Source organism: Pseudomonas knackmussii B13 (genome assembly GCF_000689415.1).
Lineage (GTDB): Bacteria > Pseudomonadota > Gammaproteobacteria > Pseudomonadales > Pseudomonadaceae > Pseudomonas > Pseudomonas knackmussii.
Map to the genome: position 1 here is coordinate 1,176,757 of NZ_HG322950.1, position 20,003 is coordinate 1,196,759.

At 64.2% G+C, this 20,003-nt stretch carries 17 protein-coding genes; 9 read left to right on the forward strand and 8 right to left on the reverse strand.

What is annotated here, in order from left to right:
• Nucleotides 1–63 precede the first annotated feature (63 nt).
• Nucleotides 64–669 (forward strand): DUF2238 domain-containing protein, encoded by a 606-nt coding sequence (locus PKB_RS05600; protein ID WP_043249743.1) that lies wholly within the window; start codon nucleotides 64–66, stop codon nucleotides 667–669.
• 427 nt (nucleotides 670–1,096) lie between these two features.
• Here the strand turns inward: PKB_RS05600 and PKB_RS05605 are convergent, their stop codons facing one another.
• Nucleotides 1,097–1,669: a DUF1003 domain-containing protein gene (locus tag PKB_RS05605; protein ID WP_043249745.1), complete on the reverse strand. Its 573-nt coding sequence runs from the start codon at nucleotides 1,667–1,669 to the stop codon at nucleotides 1,097–1,099.
• A gap of 213 nt (nucleotides 1,670–1,882) precedes the next feature.
• Here PKB_RS05605 and PKB_RS05610 point away from each other — a divergent pair, with 213 nt between their 5' ends.
• The 6 genes from PKB_RS05610 to PKB_RS05630 all read left to right on the forward strand — a co-directional run bounded on the left by PKB_RS05610 (nucleotide 1,883) and on the right by PKB_RS05630 (nucleotide 6,267).
• Nucleotides 1,883–3,061, forward strand: a complete 1,179-nt coding sequence (locus tag PKB_RS05610) for a GGDEF domain-containing protein (RefSeq protein ID WP_043249747.1) — start codon at nucleotides 1,883–1,885, stop codon at nucleotides 3,059–3,061.
• Between the two features lie 357 nt (nucleotides 3,062–3,418).
• The gene (locus PKB_RS05615; protein WP_052355188.1) at nucleotides 3,419–4,855 is read left to right on the forward strand and encodes an S-type pyocin domain-containing protein; all 1,437 of its coding nucleotides are present in this window, start codon (nucleotides 3,419–3,421) and stop codon (nucleotides 4,853–4,855) included.
• 1 nt (nucleotide 4,856) lies between these two features.
• Nucleotides 4,857–5,138: a bacteriocin immunity protein gene (locus tag PKB_RS05620; RefSeq protein WP_043256973.1), complete on the forward strand. Its 282-nt coding sequence runs from the start codon at nucleotides 4,857–4,859 to the stop codon at nucleotides 5,136–5,138.
• 86 nt (nucleotides 5,139–5,224) lie between these two features.
• The gene (locus PKB_RS30500; protein ID WP_043249749.1) at nucleotides 5,225–5,455 is read left to right on the forward strand and encodes a DUF7683 domain-containing protein; all 231 of its coding nucleotides are present in this window, start codon (nucleotides 5,225–5,227) and stop codon (nucleotides 5,453–5,455) included.
• A gap of 14 nt (nucleotides 5,456–5,469) precedes the next feature.
• Nucleotides 5,470–5,742, forward strand: a complete 273-nt coding sequence (locus PKB_RS28960; protein WP_084166576.1) for a bacteriocin immunity protein — start codon at nucleotides 5,470–5,472, stop codon at nucleotides 5,740–5,742.
• 24 nt (nucleotides 5,743–5,766) lie between these two features.
• Nucleotides 5,767–6,267: a DUF3916 domain-containing protein gene (locus PKB_RS05630; RefSeq protein WP_043249750.1), complete on the forward strand. Its 501-nt coding sequence runs from the start codon at nucleotides 5,767–5,769 to the stop codon at nucleotides 6,265–6,267.
• Nucleotides 6,268–6,475: 208 nt separating this feature from the next.
• Here PKB_RS05630 and PKB_RS05635 read toward each other — a convergent pair whose 3' ends face one another.
• The 3 genes from PKB_RS05635 to PKB_RS05640 all read right to left on the reverse strand — a co-directional run bounded on the left by PKB_RS05635 (nucleotide 6,476) and on the right by PKB_RS05640 (nucleotide 9,065).
• Nucleotides 6,476–6,961: a BRO-N domain-containing protein gene (locus PKB_RS05635; protein WP_052355189.1), complete on the reverse strand. Its 486-nt coding sequence runs from the start codon at nucleotides 6,959–6,961 to the stop codon at nucleotides 6,476–6,478.
• Nucleotides 6,962–7,165: 204 nt separating this feature from the next.
• Complete coding sequence (locus PKB_RS29520) at nucleotides 7,166–7,966, reverse strand: hypothetical protein (protein ID WP_156957991.1); 801 nt, start codon at nucleotides 7,964–7,966, stop codon at nucleotides 7,166–7,168.
• Between the two features lie 193 nt (nucleotides 7,967–8,159).
• Nucleotides 8,160–9,065 carry a LysR family transcriptional regulator gene (locus PKB_RS05640; protein WP_043249752.1) on the reverse strand — a complete coding sequence of 302 codons (906 nt, stop codon included), beginning with the start codon at nucleotides 9,063–9,065 and terminating at the stop codon, nucleotides 8,160–8,162.
• A gap of 110 nt (nucleotides 9,066–9,175) precedes the next feature.
• Between PKB_RS05640 and PKB_RS05645 the strand changes: the two genes are divergently transcribed.
• Together PKB_RS05645 and PKB_RS05650 are read left to right on the forward strand one after the other, a co-directional pair.
• Nucleotides 9,176–10,834 (forward strand): GMC family oxidoreductase, encoded by a 1,659-nt coding sequence (locus PKB_RS05645; RefSeq protein WP_043249755.1) that lies wholly within the window; start codon nucleotides 9,176–9,178, stop codon nucleotides 10,832–10,834.
• Between the two features lie 115 nt (nucleotides 10,835–10,949).
• Complete coding sequence (locus PKB_RS05650) at nucleotides 10,950–12,569, forward strand: MFS transporter (RefSeq protein WP_043249758.1); 1,620 nt, start codon at nucleotides 10,950–10,952, stop codon at nucleotides 12,567–12,569.
• Between the two features lie 76 nt (nucleotides 12,570–12,645).
• Here the strand turns inward: PKB_RS05650 and PKB_RS05655 are convergent, their stop codons facing one another.
• The 4 genes from PKB_RS05655 to PKB_RS05670 all read right to left on the reverse strand — a co-directional run bounded on the left by PKB_RS05655 (nucleotide 12,646) and on the right by PKB_RS05670 (nucleotide 19,832).
• Nucleotides 12,646–13,596: an IS110 family transposase gene (locus PKB_RS05655; protein WP_043248478.1), complete on the reverse strand. Its 951-nt coding sequence runs from the start codon at nucleotides 13,594–13,596 to the stop codon at nucleotides 12,646–12,648.
• A 476-nt stretch (nucleotides 13,597–14,072) separates the two neighbouring features.
• Nucleotides 14,073–15,524, reverse strand: coding sequence for an ArnT family glycosyltransferase (locus tag PKB_RS05660; protein ID WP_052355190.1), 1,452 nt, complete (start codon nucleotides 15,522–15,524; stop codon nucleotides 14,073–14,075).
• 112 nt (nucleotides 15,525–15,636) lie between these two features.
• Nucleotides 15,637–18,000, reverse strand: coding sequence for a DNA polymerase II (locus PKB_RS05665; protein ID WP_043249762.1), 2,364 nt, complete (start codon nucleotides 17,998–18,000; stop codon nucleotides 15,637–15,639).
• Between the two features lie 209 nt (nucleotides 18,001–18,209).
• On the reverse strand, nucleotides 18,210–19,832 hold the full coding sequence (locus PKB_RS05670; protein WP_043249765.1) for a methyl-accepting chemotaxis protein: 1,623 nt from the start codon (nucleotides 19,830–19,832) through the stop codon (nucleotides 18,210–18,212).
• Nucleotides 19,833–20,003 lie beyond the last annotated feature (171 nt).

The following is a 20,003-nucleotide window of genomic DNA, read 5'->3' on the forward strand; positions in this document are numbered from 1 at the left end:
TTCAACCCAGCCCGTGAATGGGGGCTTCGACACCTTCCGCGCGTTCGAGGAGCGCCGCTGCCCATGCTGCAAAAGAGCGACAGCCGCCGTCACCTGCCGATCTGCATTCTCCTTCTGATGGTCTGGACCTGGGCCGCCATCGCGCCCTTGAGCCGGCAAGACTGGCTGCTGGAGAACCTGCTGGTGTTCGCCATCGCAGCCGTGCTGCTGGGTACCTATCCGCGCTTCCGCTTCTCTACCCCATCCTATTGGCTGTTCGCGGTATTCCTGACCCTTCACCTGTACGGCTCGCACTACACCTATTCGGAAACGCCTTTCGGCTACTGGCTGCAGGAAGTCACCGGGGCGAGCCGCAACCACTTCGACCGTATCGTCCATTTCGCCTTCGGCCTGTTGCTGGTCTACCCATTGCGCGAATTGCTGGAACGGCTCGCCCGGCCCAGTGGCGGTTGGCTGGAACTGTGCGCGCTGACCTGGGTCATGGCGCTGAGCAGTCTCTACGAGCAGATCGAGATGCTGACGGCGATGATCGTTGCGCCCGAGTTGGGCGCGGCCTACCTGGGAACCCAGGGTGACCCATGGGACGCTCAGAAGGACGCGGGACTGGCGATACTTGGCGCGCTCATCGCGCTGGCGATCATTCGCCTGGCAAAGGCTCGCCGCGCCTAGGGCAAGGTCATACGACAGCCGCATCGACGGTGATGTCGCGAGGACAGGCGCCCGCGCCACCGCCCGCCTGGCGTGATGCGTACCCCGGATCTTCTTGATCGAGACACCGACCCGTCGCGGGGCCTGTGGTCGCTCGCGGCTGTCCATATGAACGCCGCAACGCCCCAGGCCTCCTGGGCGCTCGACGAGTCGGGCGTGCCCGGCGGCATGTTGGCCGTGATGAAGGCTGCCGCGATGCTCATCCGGTGCAGGCCGGTGTCCCAGCCGAACGAGTGCTTGTGTGCCACAAGGGCGGGAGCAGCGGCTCGCCCAGGGCGCTCTGGCCCTGGCCGTCGCTACTCGTCGGCCGTCCCGGAGGCTGATGCAACATGCGTACTCGACTCGCGAACCGTCCGGCACCGGCGGCTGTTCGCGAGCAAGCCCGATCCTACGGGCGTTCCGCTTCACTCGCCCCGTCCTCGGAGCGCCGCGGTACCACCCGCCCATGCACCTCCACCGTTAGCTGCTCGATGCGTGCGGCCAACTGCCGGGTGAGCTCGGTCAGCTCGGTGTTCTGTTGCAGCAACTCGATCAGGCGCGCGCCGTTCTGCTCGGCCAGCGCCTGGCGCTCCTCGCTGGCGTTCGCCAGGGCTTCGCGATGTTCGGCGTCGGCTTCGGCCTGTGCCTTGTCACGCGCCGCCTGGCGGGTCTGCGCCAGCAGGATGAGCGGCGCGGCATAGGCCGCCTGCAGGCTGAACGCCAGGTTGAGGAGGATGAACGGATAGGCGTCGAAGTGGCTCCAGCCCAGCACGTTCGCGGTGATCCAGACCGCCACCACCAGCGTCTGCGCGCCCAGGAACAGCGGCGTGCCGAAGAAGCGCGCGAAGGCCTCGGCCTGCAGGCCGAAGCGGTCGCTGCCGAAGGTGGGGGAGAGGTGTGCGTGGCGCCGCTGGTAGCGCAGATGGTCGCGCTGCGCTTTCGGGCTGGCTGGCGCGGCCAAGGCGTCGGCGGTCTGTTTCATGGCGAACTCCATGGGGAGGGACGGGGCCTGTGCAAAGCATAGAGCCGGTTCGCGCCAGTCCGAGTCGGGGGCTGCGCAGTTGTCCACAGTGTCAGGAAACCGATACGCAGGCGCCGCGTCTGTCGCTGCCGGCGCAACTCGGCAGGCCCTGCGAAAAAGCGCCTCGAACGCATACAATCACGCCTCCCTCCGCCAACGCAGTCCCGACGGAACATGACCCTCGATCCGCCCACGATGCTGACAATCTCGGTCGCCCTCGCCGCGGCCGCCGCGCTGTACCTGGCGGTCGAATGGGGCACGGTTCGCGAGCGCTCGCTGCTGTTCTGGAGCGCCGGCTTCGCCACCATCACCGTCGGCTCGACCCTCGCCCTGCTGCGCATGAGCGGCCTGCTGCTGATCGGCGTGTGGTTCGCCAACGGCCTGCTGGTGGTGGCCCACTGGCTATTCCTGCTGGGCGTCGCGCGCTTCACCGAAGCGCGGCTGTCGAAGGCCTGGTACCTGATCTTCGTCGCCTGGGGCGCCTTGCTCCTGCTGCCGGGCGAGCCGCCGTGGTCGAAGGCGGTGTTCGTGCTCAACTCCTCGCTGGTGGCCTTGCTGTCCATCCGCGCCAGCTTCCTGCTCAGGCCGCACGGCAAGTCGCTGAGCGTGGGCGCGGTGCAACTGCGCTACGTGCTGCTGGTCCATGGCCTGTTCTATGTGGCCAAGGTGCTCACGGCAATTGTGCCGGGCACGCTGATCGACCTTGCCTCCCTGGGCGGCGCGATCATCCAGATATCCCTGGTCGAAGGGGCGATGGCGATCATGCTGATCGCCCTGTCGATGACCGGCACCGAGCGCTACCGCCGCGAAAAACGCATCGCCCGCTTGGCCGCCCGCGACCCGCTCACCGCCCTGTACAACCGCCGCGCCCTCGAAGTACGCGCCCCGCGCCTGCTGGAAGAAGTCTCCAGCGCCCGCCCGGGCGCGCTGCTGCTGATCGACATCGACAACTTCAAACTGGTCAACGACCTTCACGGCCACATCGCCGGCGACCGCCTGCTCATCGCCCTGAGCGAGATGATCCGCGCGCACCTGCCCGAAGGCGCGCTGGCGGCCCGGCTGGGCGGCGACGAGTTCGTCATCCTGCTCGGCGATGCCGCGAACGAACGTGTAGTGGCGCTGGGCAGCAACCTGCGCGAGCAATTCCAGCAGACGGCCACGGAAGGCTTCGCCACGCCCGAACCGGTGACGCTGAGCATCGGCGCCCACCTGTTCGACCAGCCGCCGGCCAGCCTGGCGGCGCTGATCGAACAAAGCGACGCGGCGCTCTACGCCTCCAAACGCGGCGGCCGCGACAGCCTCCGCGTGGTGGATCGCACCCGGGCCGGTAGCGAGGCGCTGCCGGCGCGGTAAGCCCGTACTTACGAAGCGCGATCTGCTGGGCCCCCGCGTTCGCGAGGGTGACGGGGATGAAGCCGCGTCGCCCAACCCCCGTCATTCCCGCGAACGCGGGACGTGGCTCTTTTGCGAACAGCGCTTGCGCTGGCCCGAAGGGGAATAACCCAGTAGAGCAGGGCGTATAGCCGAGGGGCTACGACCCAATCCGCATCACCTGCGGCAAGCCGCCCACCGGCACCGTTGCCTCGCTCCTGCTCCTTGCCCAGCGCTGTCTGAAACTTCCGAAAGAGGCCTGCAGTTGCTCCAGGTCCATGAGCAAATTGCTCGCGCTTCCAAACTCCGGCCGCATTTCAGCCGAGGTCTGGAGAGCGCATGCGCTTGCTTCATCGAACCGATCCCCGCGCCCCTTTCTCGGGAGCAGTAGCTCCGCATACCGCCCAGGAGCTTGTTGGCCAGGCATTAAGGAATGAGCGACACCGCCTGAAGGGGCTGGATCAGCTGGGGTACTACGGCCAGTTTCCCCGCGACGCCGATATCGTCGATGCCGTGCGCCGCGGCGAATGGGTGTTGCTGCAGGACGAGCCGGCACTCGTCAGTTCGGGTGGATTCAAACAGCCAAGCCCGGAACCCGAAGAACAACCGATCTACCTCAAGGAGGACTCCTGGCCGCTACCCAAGCCGCGAGAGGACCTGGTGTTCGCCAAGTCCTGCGAGATTCGCAATTGGGGCAGAACGTGCGCGGGCAGCGAGGTGGAGGCGGCTGAGCATTTCGGCAGCGCCATGTTATGCGGCGCTGTTGCGCTACCGGCTTCCGCCACGACTGCCATCAATGCAGGTGCCGAGACTGCCCTGGCGCGAATCGCTGGCGGCGGCATCCTCCAGCGGGGCTACACCTGGGCCTTGCGTGGCCTGGGCGCGGCCAGCAGCCCGGCGAGCCTGTTCATCCTCGGCATGCTGCCCGCCCGCCTGAACGACGACACCTTCTACAACGAAGACCGACTGCGAATCCTCGACCGGGCCCGCACTCGCGTGCGCTTTCAGATTCGCCGCGATGCCGAAGGTGCCTTGCAGGTCTATGGCATCCATACCGGTCCCGATGGCGACGACCACGTACGCACGGTAAAGGCCAAGTGGGTCGGCAACGACTGGGTAATGGAGGCCCACCTGAATGGCCTGACCATCCTGTGGACACCCAACAAGGGTGAGGGGCCCATTCCGCCGCTGATCTACCCGGAACATCGGGGGAAGCAGCTGGACAACATCCTGGTTCATCCCATCGCGCCCGACACCGATTCGCAGATCGAGATCTATCCGGGCAGCGAGGACATCACTACCGACGACTTCATCCTCACGTTCCCCGCCAATAGCGGGATTCGGGCGATGTATGTCGTCTACGCCGTATCTCCGCGTGACGAACCGGGGGTGGTAACGGGGGAGGGCGTGGAGATCAGCGGTATCTGGTTGGCGGATGCGGGAGTTGGGCAGGGAGCACCGATTCCATCGCAAGTCGCGAATAAGCTGAGAGGGAAGAGCTATAGGCGCTTTGATGATTTCAGAAAGGATTTCTGGAAGGCCGTCAGTGAGGTTCAAGAGTTGAATGGTCAGCTTGCGTTGATTAATCAAAGGCTGATTCGTTCTGGTAATGCTCCATTTGTTATGGGTTCGGAAGCAGTTGGACGCAGGCAAAAGTTTGAATTGCACCACGTAAGAAGAGTTGTGGATGGTGGTGAGGTCTATGATGTTGAGAACTTGAGGGTAAGCACCCCGAGGAATCACATCTTCATACATGCTTCGGGTGAAGGGGAGTGATATGAATAGTTTTGAAAAGAATCGTCTTGAAGAGTTTACCGAGAGCGAATTCTTGGGTTTGATTCGCGAATTTTTTGAAGGTGGAAGCGAACTAGAGGGAGACGAATTCGAAGATTATATTGATAAGTTGGTTCGCCATTTCGTCATGCTTGTTGAGCATCCGGCCGGTAGCGATCTCCTGTTCTATCCAGAACCTGAGTTTGGGGACTCTCCGGAGGGGGTTTTGCGAGCAGTGAAGAAGTGGCGGTCCGACAATGGGGTTCCCGGATTTAAACGCGGATAAGCGAGTGGCGGAAAGCAAAGCGTTTATTTCAACGGGTAGGCGTGCAGTTATTTCTATTCGAAGGCCTCGATTAAGTGAGGATTTCTATGAGGTATTTTCTCGAGGCTTTTGATGCGGAGACAGAGTTTTTGGTTTTTGAAGTTGAGGTTCCGGCCTCATTTGAAAAGGAGTTGACGGAAATAATGGGATGGAATGAGGAACAGTTTGGTTTCGAGGGCTACGACCTTAACGAGCAAAAGCTGTCGTTGATTGAACGGCTCATAGGTAAAAGGCTTGCTGATCCGCGATACACATTTCAGTTGACGTGCAATTTGTAGGTGGGTGGGCTCTTATGGTGGGGGAATGTTCAAAGGTTGGTATTCATGAGTATACGGAGAAGGAATTCGTGGAATTTATAAATTCCTTGTTTCTGGCTGATGTGTCAGGTACGGATGATGAGGCGGATGCCCTGTTCATGCATTTCAATAATATATGTCCACATCTCGCTGGTTCTGATTTGATTTATTACCCGGAAAGCGGAGCGGACAGCTCTGCGGAGGGTATTGCCAAAGCAATCGGCGAATGGTGTCGCACCCATGGCATTCCAGGGTTCAGGCAAGAATGACCAACGCTGACGGAGGACATCTCGTTGCGAAGACTGGCTCTCAGCAATAAAAAACTCAGAGGCATTCCCCGCCGCCTGCGCGCGCTGGAGCAATGGGCCTCGAGCTTCCGAGGCCTGTATTACCCCCAGCCCGAGGAAACGGAGCGCTTCATCCATTGGAAAATTCCAGTGCATGCCGCCTTGGTCGAAGGTGCGCAGGCGCGCATCGAGTGGCAAGCCTTCTGTGTTCAACAATTGCTCGAAGCGGCAGCCCACTTGTCACGAGCCGCAGAGCGTACCCAAGGCTATTACCGCGTCGCTTGCCTGCTGACGTGGCCTTGGTTGTTCGAGAGTGAAGTGACCGTGTTCTATGACCGCGATTACTACATGGGCTTCATGGGGCACGAGAACAACTTGGCACCGCAACGCCTGAGCGAAAGACTGGCTTTGGACGTGCCCGAGCCATTCATCGAGCACGGGCATGACGTAACGCAGATCGACGATGAGGCGGCGGTTCAATGGTGGTGCATAGGCGAACCTGTGTGATCGGGTGCTCAACCATTGAAACTGGAACAACGCCGCATGCCGCATGGGGCCTGCCGGGTAGGGCGCATAACCGTTCGCGGTTATACGCCGTACGTACCTGGATAACGCGCCGAAGTCTCAGTCGTTATTCCCGCGAGCGCGGGACGCGGTCCCATCGCGAACAGCGCTTGCGCTGGCCCGAAGGGGAATAACCCAGTAGAGCTCGGGGCTACGACCCGATCCGCATCACCTGCGGCAAGTCGCCCACCGGCACCCACATCTGTCCCTGCCAGTCGAGCACGCTCAGCTGCTGCTGTTCCCAGCGCAGCAGGCGCCGGCGCGGCACTTCGCTTGGCGTCGCTTGCGCCGCATCGCGCAGGCTCGGCAGCACCGAATGACTTATCCACTGGCGAATGCAGCGGTTCTCCGGATGGTGGAAGTGGATCAGCGTGGCGTACATGCCCGACTCGCTCATCAGCTCGACCTCGTCGGCCAGGCCGTTGTCATCGCGAATCACGGCGCGGCACACCTGGTCCGCATCGAGGTTGCGCGCGGCGCGCTCCTCCAGCCAGGCATTCATCAACTTGCCGAGATCACGCACGACGAACCAGGCCTCGCCCTCGATCAACAGGGCGCGCAGGCGGCGTTTGTGGCGGTAGAAGTGGGTGGGGACGAGAAGGGTTTGAGCAGGCGTGGTGAAAGTGGAAATGGACATGGATGTGCGTCCTTGTAGATACGCTCCATGCTGACGGGCATGTGTTCCGCCGTGAGGGTGTGTTCAGCACCGGGGTGCGATTCTGGTCGGTTAGGACCTATGGGTCAACCAATGGACTGTGCTGGCTTCAGTGAGTCCACGTGTTGCGGGGTGATCGCATTGTTCAAGCCACTCTCGACCACTTTATGCAAAAAAGCGGACCAACTATTTGGTTGGATTGAGAGTCGCTTTATTGGGAGTCGAGTCATTAGTTTCGAATAGGCGATGAAATTTTTGGGAGTACGCTTCAGGCAGGCTGAATTCTGTGAACGAGCCTGAATACAAGTCTCCCCTGCTTTTGTCAGGCCCCTTGGGGTAGGCACCTGGCTTCGGGATGTATAGGGAGACCTTGTCGCCCGCAACTATGTCGCCAGGAGAGCAAGGAGTTTCAATTTCAGCCATGGATATTCCGGGAATTGCCTCGCGAGCCAGGCTCCGGGCGGACATGGAATCTATTTTGCTGAACGACTTTCCCTTTCTGTATCCGCTTATCTTCAGGTATGAGTGAATGTAATTGCTTTTGATTCCTTGTCCCGCCAGATAGCTTCTGTCTTCTCCTTTGGCTGAACTCAGAAATTCGGATTTCTTTCGTGGATTGAAGCTTTGCCAGATGTCTTTGTTGTTTGGGGTGTATAGCCCATGTGTGGATGAGAACAGAACAACGAAGTGACAGGTGAAACCACCAGGGTTGAGATAGCTTCCAACATGGAATGGAAGAACTCTTGTGGTGTGAACCTCGATGCCAACGTCTGATGCCTGATCGATTCGTAGAGTCTTCGTGGAAAGCGGTTCGAATCTTTCACAGAAGCTCTTCGAGCATAAGTTGATTCGGCCGGCCTCTTCCAAATGTGCAGGATCCAGCTCATTGCTCCAAACCGTGGGAGAGAGCAGTGCTACGGAGATTGCAGCTCCCCAAACTAGGTGCCTGCACCGTATCACCTGCGTTAACGGGTGCGGTTTATTCATCGTGACATGCTCCATATGTCAGCCAATGCGTCGGCCATCTCTATCAACCGCTCGCTTTGGTCCCAGGTTTTATCGTTCTGACGGGTTCGTGGATTGCCGGTCTCCGTCATTCGGATGCCATTTTGCCCAGAGCCATTAGTAGATCAAAAGCGGCGAAACATCTAATTCGATGCAGCGGTGGATGAGTTCACTCCTACAGGTCCGCAGTGGCTCTTCCACCCACCAAAACCCCCCGCTCCCGCTCACACAACCCCACCAAAAAGTCCCAAACCAACCGCAACCTTACCGAGCGATGGAGTTCGCGCCGCGTACACATCCAATACTCCCGCTCGATGAATTCCTCCGGCAGCACCGGCACCAGCTTCGGGTCGTGCAGGCCCATGTATTGGGGGAGGATCGCTATGCCCACGCCGGCCTGGGCTGCTTGTTGCTGGGCTACGACGCTGGTGCTGCGGAACACCACTTGCGGGTGGCGGCAGAAGCTGTGGTGGAACATCAGTTCCTGGCTGAACAGCAGGTCGTCCACGTAGCCGATCCATTGGTGCCGGTTGAGGTCTTCGCGGTTGCGCAGCGGCGGGGCTTTTTCCAGGTAGCCGGGGCTGGCGAACAGGCTCAGGCGGTAGCGGGTCAGGCGGCGGCTGATCAGTTGGTCGGCGTTGGGTTTTTCCAGGGTTATCGCGATGTCCGCTTCGCGGTTGGTGATGCTGACGAAGCGCGGCACCGAGACCAGTTCCAGCTCAAGGCCCGGGTATTGGCGCATCAGCTCGCCCAGGCGGGGGGCGAGGAACATGGTGCCCAGCCCTTCGGTCACGCCCAGGCGGACCTGGCCGAGCGGGCTGATGCTCTGGCTCATTTCCTCCTGGGCGAGGAGGGCGGTGTTTTCCATCGCTTCGGCGTGCTTGAGCAGGGCCAGGCCCGCCGGGGTGAGCTGGTAGCCGCCGGTGTGCTGGGCGAACAGCTGGGTGCCGAGGTCGCGCTCGATGGCCTCGATGTGCCGGGCCACGGTGGCGTGGGTGGTGTTGAGGCGCTTGGCGGCGGTCAGCAGGCGGCCGCTGCGGTGCAGCTCAAGCAGATAGCGCAGGTCGTTCCAATCGAACATGTCTGATCCCGTTGTGCGAAAACGAGCAGCAGCTGCCCCGAAATGTTCGTTTTTTTATCGCGAATGAGCGACTAGCCTCAAGCGGCGCAGAACAACAACAAGAGATCGCCATGCCCCAGGCACTGGAATCGTTCGACTACCTGATCGTCGGTGCCGGCCCCGCCGGTTGCCTGCTGGCCAACCGCCTCTCCGCCGACCCGGCCAACCGCGTGCTGCTCATCGAAGCCGGCGGGCCGGACAACTACCCGTGGATCCACATCCCGGTCGGCTACCTCTACTGCATCGGCAACCCGCGCACCGACTGGTGCTTCGACACCGAGTCCGTCCCCGGCCTCAACGGCCGCGCCATCAAGTACCCGCGCGGTCGCGTGCTGGGCGGCTGTTCGTCGATCAACGGGATGATCTACATGCGCGGCCAGGCCCGCGACTACGACGGCTGGGTGGCCGAGGGCAACGCCGGCTGGGGCTGGAACGACCTGCTGCCGCTGTTCCTCGGCATGGAGGATCACTTCGCCGGCGACAGCTCGCTGCACCACGGCGGCGGCGAGTGGCGGGTGGAGCAGCAGCGGCTTTCCTGGGAAATCCTCGACGCCTTCCGCGACGCGGCGGCGCAGACCGGCATCGCTTCGGTGGACGACTTCAACGGCGGCGACAACGAAGGCTGTGGATACTTCCAGGTCAACCAGCGCGCCGGCGTGCGCTGGAATGCGTCCAAGGCCTTCCTGCGGTCGATCATGGATCGCCCGAACCTGATGGTGCTGACGAATGTGGAAGCGCAGCGGCTGATCCTCGAAAACGGCCGCGCCTGTGGTTTGGAAGTGGATTGGCAAGGCGCGCGGCGTGAACTGCGCGCTCGCCGCGAGGTGATCCTCTGTGCCGGCGCCATCGGCTCGCCGACCTTGCTGCAGCGCTCCGGCATCGGCCCGCGCGGGCTGCTGGAGAAGCTCGGCATCGGTGTGCGCCACGAGCTGGCCGGCGTCGGCGAGAACCTGCAAGACCACCTGCAATTGCGCCTGATCTACCGCATCGAAGGCGCGCGCACGCTGAACCGCATCGCCGCCACGCCCTGGGGCAAGGTCGGCATGGGCCTGGAGTACCTGTTCAAGCGCAGCGGCCCGCTGTCCATGGCGCCTAGCCAGTTGGGCGCCTTCGCCAAGTCCGACCCGTCGCAGGCTTCGGCGAACCTCGAATACCACGTGCAGCCGCTGTCGCTGGAGCGCTTCGGCGAGCCGCTGCACGCCTTCCCGGCATTCACCGCATCGGTCTGCGACCTGCGCCCGCTGAGCCGGGGCAGCGTGCAGATTCGCAGCGCCGATGCGCGCGACAAGCCGCTGATCCAGCCGAACTACCTGAGTCATCCACAGGACCTGAAGGTCGCCGCCGACGCCATCCGCCTGACCCGCCGCATCGCCGCCGCGCCCGCCCTGGCGCGCTACCGGCCGGAGGAGTTCAAGCCCGGCCCCGCATTCGCGACCGAAGAGGACCTGCACCGCGCGGCGGCGGACATCGGCACCACCATCTTCCACCCGGCCGGTACTTGCCGGATGGGGCAGGGCGCGAGCGCGGTGGTCGACAGCCAGCTGCGCGTGCAAGGCATCCCCGGCCTGCGCATCGCCGACGCGTCGATCATGCCCACGCTCACGTCCGGCAACAGCTGCTCGCCGGTGCTGGTGATCGCCGAGAAGGCCGCGCGGATGATCCTGGCCGATGCGGCGCGCCGCGCCGAGGTCATTCCCATCGCTGGTCGGGAGGTGAAGGTCCCGTCCTGACGGCGATCCCGCCGGGACGGTTGCACGGAAAACCAGCGTCGCGCGGCCCACGGGCCGTGGCGGTCGAGGCTGAGACAACAACAAGAACAGCCCCCACAGGGGCAGGAGAGCCGCAATGACCGATTTCGCACAGCCCCAGTCGTTCGAGCGGGGGAAATCCAGCAGTCGCGACGAGCGCAAGGTGATCTTCGCCTCGTCGCTGGGCACCGTCTTCGAGTGGTACGACTTCTTCCTCTACGGATCGCTGGCGGCGGTCATCAGCAAGCAGTTCTTCGCCGGGGTCAACGACACCACCGCGTTCATCTTCGCCCTGCTGGCCTTCGCCGCCGGCTTCCTGGTGCGGCCCTTCGGTGCGCTGGTGTTCGGCCGCCTGGGCGACATGATCGGGCGCAAGTACACCTTCCTCGTGACCATATTGCTGATGGGCCTGTCGACCTTCGGCGTCGGCCTGCTGCCGTCCTACGCCACCATCGGCGTGGCCGCGCCCATCGTGCTCATCGTTCTGCGTCTGCTGCAGGGCCTGGCGCTGGGCGGGGAGTACGGCGGCGCGGCGATCTATGTCGCCGAGCACGCCCCGGCCGGCAAGCGCGGCGCCTACACCGCGTGGATTCAATGCACCGCCACCGGCGGCCTGCTGCTGTCGCTGCTGGTGATCTGGGCCTGCCGGCAGTTCACCGGGCCCGAATTCGAGACCTGGGGCTGGCGCGTGCCGTTCCTGCTGTCGATCGTGCTGCTGGCGATCTCCACCTGGATTCGCCTGTCGATGCAGGAGTCGCCGGCGTTCCTGAAGATGAAAGCCGAGGGCAAGGTGAGCAAGGCGCCGCTGACCGAGTCGTTCACCAACTGGAGCAACCTGAAGATCGTGCTGACCGCGCTGTTCAGCATCAACGCCGGGCAGGCGGTGACCTTCTACGCCGCGCAGTTCTACGTGATGTTCTTCCTCACCCAGGTGCTCAAGGTCGACCCGGCGCTGTCCAACGTGCTGCTGATCATCTCGCTGGTGATTGGCGCGCCGATGTTCGTGTTCGCCGGCTGGATATCCGACAAGGTCGGCCGCAAGCCGGTGCTGGTCACCGGGCTGCTGCTGGCCACGCTGTTCTACTTCCCGCTGTTCAAGGCCCTGACCCACTACGCCAACCCGCAGATCGATGCGGCCACCCGACAGGCGCCGGTGGTGGTGATGGCGGACCCGGCGACCTGCACCTTCCAGTTCGATCCGGTGGGCAAGGCCAAATTCGACAGCCCCTGCGACAAGGCCAAGACCCTGCTGGTGAAAGGCGGCGTGCCCTACAGCACCCAGGCCGCGCCGGCCGGCAGCGCGCTGGTGGTGAGCGTGGGCGAGAAGCGTATCGAGGGCTTCGACGCCGCCGCACTCGGCGCGGCTGTGAAGGAGGCCGGCTACCCGACCCAGGCCGACCCGGCGCTGGTGAACCGGCCGATGGTGGTCGCCATCATCGTCGCGCTGATCTTCATCGCCACCTGCTGCTACGGCCCGCTGGCGGCGCTGATGGTCGAGCTGTTCCCGACGCGCATCCGCTACACCTCGCTGTCGCTGCCGTACCACATCGGCAACGGCTGGTTCGGCGGGCTGCTGCCGACCCTGTCGTTCGCCCTGGTGGTGTACACCGGCGACATCTTCTACGGCCTCTGGTACCCGGTGCTGGTCACCGCCTTCAGCCTGGTCTGCGCGCTGCTGTTCCTGCGTGAGACGCGGCATAACGACATTCACGCTTGAGACGAAAAGAACCCTCTCCCCAACCCTCTCCCGCAAGCGGGAGAGGGGGCTGTTGGGCATCATCCTGTAGGAGATTCTATGTCAATGACGGCTCCTGCTTTGGAGGCTGGTAGCTGGTCTGGGATTGCATCAGGGCAAAGGCAATTCGGGCCAATTTGCGGGCGAGGATAGTCAGGGCCTCGATCTTCTTCAGGCCGCGCGCCAGGTAGCTTTGGTAAAGGGCCTGCCAGCGCTGCGTGCGCGCTGCCGCCATGGCCGCGTTGTGGAGCAGCCGACGGATTTCAGGGTCCCCTTGCTTGGTCAGCTTTCGTCGGCCGCTATAGCGGCCGGACTCCTTGAGCCGCACATCCAATCCGATAAAGGCGATGAAGGCATCGCTATTGCGAAAACGTCCCCGCAGAAATGCCAGGTTCAGGGCCGCTGCCGTCAGCGGTCCGATCCCTTCGATGGCCTGGCAGCGCTTGCTTTGCTCCATTAGGCCAGCCTCTCGCAGCGCCTGTTGAATCTCTTTCTCCAGGCGTGACTCCAGTGTGGCCATTTGCTTGAGAACAGGCTTTAGCGCCTTGGCCAAGGAGCGATCCTGGGAAAAGCTCTGGCGCAACGAGATGGCGCTACGGACCAGTGCAGCACGCCGATGCAGCAGTGTCTGCAGGCGGCAGTAGGCCTTGCTCGGCGGCTGCCAAGGCTCCAGTTGCGCTTGTTCGTGGGTCAGGTAACGGGCCAGCAGCAGGGCATCGCTGCGATCATCCTTGTTTCGCCCACCAATCCCCTTGCGGTAGTTGCTCAGGCGAAAGCCATTGATGACGTAGATCCGATGTCCCCGCGCATGCGCCAGGGTCGCAACATCCATGTGATAGGTGCTGGTCGCTTCGATCGCGATGGCGCAGCAGGGAGGGAGGGTTTTCAGCCAGGCCTTGATAGTGCGGACGTCATTGGCCAGTTCGAATACCTCGCCCGAGCGTGTATCGCAGAGGCTCAGCGACTCCTTGGCGACATCGATACCGATAACCGGAACTTGGCTTGTCATGGGGTTCTCCGACAGTGAAGATGGTCCAACCTGTCGGGAGCTCACATTGGCGCAGGCTTGCCGGTATTGTCGGTTTGAGCGGCTACTCAATCCGATGGATTCCTTATCGGCGCTTGTCGTGAGCGGGTGGGTGGGGGAAGTCTCCTACCGTCTGGCTTGCAGAAGCGGATCTTGTCCCTCCACACCCCGACAGGTTCCTACCCTAACGCCATACAAGCGGATCTCATCCGCGAAGATCCCCGCGCCGATGTCTGCCTGTAGGAGCGCGCCATGCGCGCGAATCGCGGCCATGGGCCGCTCCTACAGGTTCAGGTCGTCCGTAGGGCGCATAACCGCGTTCGCGGTTATGCGCCGCCACCCGGCACAAAACGGCGGATAACCCCTTCGGGGTTATTCGCCCTACAAGAGCCGCCCCAATGAAAAACGCCGTTTCCCCCTCGCGGAGGAAACGGCGTTTTGGCTTGTGTGAGCAGCGATCAGGAGGCGGGCGCGGCCGGGACCTGGGCGACGTTGCTGCCCGCCGTGCACGACTTGCCGAGCAGTACCGCTTGCAGGCCCTTGTGCTTGCTCAAGTACTTGGGAATCTGCGCGCTGACGCAACGCGGGTCGATGTTCAGCTCCGGCGGCAGGTCGCCGCGGATGAACAGCAGGCCCTCGTCGATGCCCAGCAGGTCGGCGGGGGTGATGATCTTCACCTGGCGGCCGGCGTAGTAGACGAGGCGCATGTCCGGCAGCTCCAGGCTGTAGATCTGCAGCTGGGGATAAGCCTCGGCGGCGCGGGTGATCTGCGGCATGGCGTGCAGGCGGTAGCCGTAGACCTTCTTCATGGCCAGGCCGTAGAAGGCGACGAAGCCAGCCAGCAGCACCAGCGGGAACCAGGTCATCAGCTTGCGCTTCCAGCCGGCCAGCGGCTCCAGCACCTGGGTCCAGTGCCAGGCGATCAGGACGGCCAGCGCCGGGTAGGTCGGCAGCAGGTACTTGGCGTGCTTGTCGCTGAACAGCGAGAACACCACCAGCGGCACCAGCACGGCGCAGGCGAGCAGCAGCAGGCGCGGGTCCTGGCGGATCTGCCGCCACAGCTGCAGCGGGCGGAAGAACAGCAGCAGGCAGAAGGGCGCGAAGTCGCCGGCGATGTACAGCAGGTAGGCGTACCAGTGGTCTGCGCCCTGGCCGCCGATCTTGTCGACGATGTCCTGCTTGAAGATCGCCTTCCACACGTCGAAGCCTTCGTGGGCGGTGACGGCGGCGTACCAGACGATGCCGAGGAACAGCGCGATCAGCCAGCCGGGCACGTCGCACAGGTACTGGCGGCCACGCTCCGGGCGGCGGATGAGGGTGAACACCAGCACCGGCAGGGTCACCAGCAGCAGTGCCACCGGGCCCTTGCTGAGCAGTGCGCCGCCCAGCAGCAGGTAGCTGAGCAGCGACCAGCGGCGGCGGCCGTCGACGAACAGGTAGATCCAGGCGCAGAGCAGCGAGAGGAAGCAGAAGCCGGTCAGCGAGCTTTCGATCTCGGCGCTGCGGGCGAACAGGCTGAAGGTGGCGTTGGCGCCGAGGATGATCGCGCTGTACAGGCCTAGCGCGCGGCCGCCGATGCGGTTACCGCAGTAGAAGGCGCCGGCGATGGAGGCCAGGCCGAAGATGGCCGAGGGCAGGCGCACGGTCAGTTCAGAGACGCCCCCGAACAGGTACGTGGGGATCAGCGCCAGCCAGTAGAACAGCGGCGGCTTGGCCAGGTAGAGCTCGCCGTTCATGCGCGGCAGCAGCCAGTCGTGGGCGACGAACATCTCGCGCACGGTCACCGCGCGGCGGGCTTCGTTGGTGCTCAGCAGGGCGAGGTCGCCGATGCCCCAGAAGCACAGCAGCACCAGCAATGCGAGCGTGACGAGCAGCCAGACCCGACGCTCCAGTTCGACCTTGACCTGCATGTAGCGACCTCTTTTCGTTGACCGAATCCCTGGCCGGCGCGCAGAGCCGCCGGCGTCCGGCGGCTAGGGTACACGGGCGGCGTGAAAGCGGTGTGAAGATTCGCGATGGCGCTCAGAACAACGCCAGCTGGCGATTGATCAGGCGGGTGAAGTCGTCGTCGACGAAGGGCAGGATGGCGTCGGCCACCGGCTGCAGCTGGCGGCTCAGGTAGTGCTCGTAGTCGATGGGCGAGCGCAGGTTTTCCAGCGGCTCGGGGCCGGCGGTGGTGATCAGGTAGCTGATCCAGCCGCCGTGCTGGTACTGCAGCGGCCGCCCCAGGCTCTGGTTGTATTCGTCGGCGGCGCGGGCCGCGCGCACGTGCGGCGGGACGTTGCGTTCGTAGTCGTCCAGGCGCCGGCGCAGGCGCTTGCGGTAGACGAGCAGCTCGTCCAGCTCGCCGGCCAGGGTCTGGCGCACGTACTCGCGCACATAGTCCTGGTAGGGCTGGCGCTTGAAGATGCGCTCGTAGAGCTCCTGCTGGAAGCGCTGGGCCAGCGGCGACCAGTCGGTGCGCACCGTTTCCAGGCCCTTGAAGACCATTTCCGTGCTGCCGTCGGCGCGCTGCACCAGGCCTGCGTAGCGCTTCTTGCTGCCTTCCTCGGCGCCGCGAATGGTCGGCATGAGGAAGCGCCGGTAGTGGGTTTCGTACTGCAGCTCCAGGGCGCTTTCCAGGCCGAATTCGTCGCGCAGGTGCTGCTTCCACCAGCCGTTGACCCGCTGCACCAGCGCGCGGCCGATGCGCTCGGCGTCCTCCTCCGCGTGGGCACGGCCGAGCCAGACGAAGGTGGAGTCGGTGTCGCCGTAGATCACCTGGTGCCCTTCGGCTTCGATCAGCTCGCGGGTGCGGCGCATGATCTGGTGCCCGCGCATGGTGATGGACGAGGCGAGGCGCGGGTCGAAGAAGCGGCAGCCGCTGGAGCCGAGCACGCCATAGAAGGAGTTCATGATGATCTTCAGCGCCTGGGACAGCGGTTTGTTGCCCTCGCGCTTGGCGGCGTCGCGGCTCTGCCACACGCGCTCGACCATCGCCGGCAGGCAGTGCGTGCTGCGCGAGAAGCGGGCGCCGCGGAAGCCTTCCACCGAGTGCTCGTCGTCCGGCTGGCGCAGGCCCTCGACCAGGCCCACCGGGTCGATCAGGAAGCTGCGGATGATCGAGGGGTACAGGCTCTTGTAGTCGAGCACCAGCACCGACTCGTAGAGGTCGGGCCGCGAGTCCATGACGAAGCCGCCGGGGCTCGCTTCCGGGGCCTTGCCGCCGAGGTTCGGCGCGACGAAGCCCAGGCGGTGCATGGCTGGCAGGTACAGGTGGGTGAAGGCCGCCACCGAGCCGCCGCTGCGGTCGGCGGGCAGGCCGGTGACGCTGGCGCGTTCGAGGAGGAAGTGGAGGATGCCGGTCTTCTCGAAGATGCGCGTGACCAGCTCGCAGTCCTTGAGGTTGTAGTGGGCGAGCGCGGGCTTGTCCTCGGCGAACTTGCGGTCGATCTCGGCCATGCGGTCGTAGGGGTTGTCGATCGCCTTGCCTTCGCCGAGCAGGGTCTGCGCCACGCTTTCCAGGCTGAAGGAGGGGAAGCTCCAGGTCGCCGAGCGCAGCGCCTCGATGCCGTCGATGATCAGCCGCCCGGCGGCCGAGGCGAAGTAGTGGTTGTTGCCGCTGCCGTGCTGCCGCCAGCCCATGGGCTCGCCGTCGCGGCCCAGGCGCAGGGGAATCTTCAGCCGCTCGGCGTGATCGCGCAGCACGCGCAGGTCGAACTGCACCAGGTTCCAGCCGATGATCGCGTCGGGGTCGTGCTCGGCCAGCCACTGGTTGAGGCGTTCGAGCATCTCGCCCCGGCTGTCGCAGTAGGCGAGGTCGAAGTCCAGCCAGGAGGCGTCGCCGTTGGCCGGGCCGAGCATGTACACCTGGCGCTGGCCGCAGCCTTCGAGGGCGATGGAGTAGAGGTTGCCGCGGATGTCGGTCTCGATGTCGAGGGACACCAGCTTCAGCGTGGGCCGGTAGTCGGGTGCCGGCTTGAGCTGCGCATCGATCAGCACGCCCTCGGCATCGGCGGTGCCGCTGAAACTGACCGGCGCGGTGATGAAGCGCTCCATCAGGTAGCGCTCGGGCGGGCGGACGTCCGCCTCCAGCACCTCGATGCCGGCGGAGCGCAGGCGCTTGTCGAGGTCCATCAGCTGGCGATGCTGCTGGCAGTAAAGACCGAGCACCGGCCGCTGCTCGAAGTCGCGCAGGCCGAGCGGGCGCAGTTCGACGCCGGTTTCGTTCTTGAGCTGATGCTCTGCGCGGGCGCGCTGTTCGGCGGGGATGAAGGCGACCGAGGTTTGAATCGGCAAGCGCAAGCGACGCGGCCCGGCATCGGTGGCCAGCCAGAACTCCACCTCGGTGCCGGCGGGCGTATCGCGCCAATGCCGGGTGAGGACGAAGCCTTGTTGTGCAGCCACCGGGGGACCTCAGGGAAGAATCGATCAGACCGCCATTCTACCGGAGCCGTAGGAGCGGATCTTATCCGCGAAAATCCCGCGCCGAAGCGAATCCTGTAGGAGCGCGCCATGCGCGCGAATCGCGGCCATGGGCCGCTCCTACAGGGGAACACGGTGCCGTGCGGTTCGCGAGCAAGCTCGCTCCTATGAAATGCAGCGCTCCGCCTCGGTCACACCACGAACCGGGTCACCATCGCATTGAGGTCCACCGCCAGGCGCGACAGCTCGTGGCTGGCGGCGCTGGTCTGGGTCGCGCCGGCCGAGGTCTGCTGGGCCAGGTCGCGGATGGTCGTCAGGTTGCGGTCCACCTCGCGGGCTACCTGCGCTTGTTCCTCGGTGGCGCTGGCGATCACCAGGTTGCGTTCGTTGATCAGCGACATGCGGGCGAGGATGGCTTCCAGCGAGGCGCTGGCCTCGCCGGTGCGGCCGACCGTGCGCTCGGCGTGGGCGCCGCTGCTGGCCAGGGCTTCGACGGTCCGGCTGCTGCCGGACTGGATGGCTGCCACCAGTTCCTCGATCTCGCGGGTCGAGCTCTGCGTGCGCTGGGCCAGCGAGCGCACTTCGTCGGCCACCACTGCGAAGCCGCGCCCGGCATCGCCGGCGCGGGCCGCTTCGATGGCGGCGTTGAGCGCCAGCAGGTTGGTCTGCTCGGCGACGCTGCGGATCACCTCCAGCACCTTGCCGATGTCCTGGGCCTGGCTGGCCAGGCGTTCGGCCTGCTGCGAAGCCTGGCCGACCTCGCCGGCGAGGGTGCCGATGGCGTCGCTGGTCTCGCCGACCCGCGCTTGCCCGGCTTCGGCCGCGGCTATGGCTTCCTTGGAGGCGGCCGAGGTGGAGGAGGCGTTCTGCGCCACTTCTTCCACCGCGCTGGTCATCTGGTTGACGGCGGTGGCGGCCTGTTCGATCTGGTCGCTCTGCGCCTGCAGCGCGCGGGTGCTTTGCTCCATCACGCTGCTCATTTCCTCCGCTGCCGAAGCGAGCTGGGTGGCCGACTGGCCGATGCCGCGAATGGTCGCGCGCAGGCTTTCGCGCATGTCGCCCAGGGCGTGCAGCAGCTGCGCCGCCTCGTCCTTGCCCTCGATGCTGAATCGCTGGCTGAGGTCGCCGCCGGCGATGGTGCGCGCCACCTGCACCGCGTGGCTGAGCGGCTGGACGATGCTGCGGGTGAGCAGGACGGCCAGGGCGAAGGTCAGCACAATGCTGAGCAACAGCGCGCCAATCACCACCAGGCGGTCCTGCTGGTATTGGCGTTCGGCCTGATCGGCGGCTTCCTGGGCGCCCATGCGGTTGAACGAGATCAGCTCCTGCAAGCGTTGATGCACGTTGCCGCCTTGCTGGGCGATGGGCCCGTTCATCAGCGCCAGGGCGGCCTGGGTATCGTTGCCGCGCACGTCGCGGATCAGTTCGTCGACCAGCCCCAGGTAGCTGTCGACGGCTTGCCGCAGGGCGTCTGTGCTGGCCGCCTCGTCGTTGCCGGCGGTCAGCTTGGCGTAGGCCTGGAAGGCCTCTTCCTGCGCGCGCCTGGCCTGCTCTATGCGGTCCAGGCTGCGCTGGCGGATGGCGCTGTCGTTGCTCACCAGCAGGCGCATGGATTCGAGACGGATATGGCTGATCTGCGTGGACAGTTCGGTCATCTGGTTGATGCCGGGCATCCAGGTGTCGTCCATCTCCTGCGATACATCGCGCAAGGCAGACAGCTTGAGCAGGGCGAAGACCCCGAGGAAGACCAGGAGTGCGCCCATGGCGGCGAAGCCGAGGGTTGCGCGACGACCAATGCTGATGGCTCTTAACATCTCGATTTCCCTATTTTCCTTGATGAATGTGGAGCCTTCCGGTATCCGCTCCGTGGATGATGGCCAGGTGATGCTATTGCCTGCTCCGGCAAACGCAATCGTCCAGAGAGGTTAGGTGACCAGCGGGTTCTCTTTCCTCCAGAACCTGGCCAGAATGTCGCCCCTTTTTCC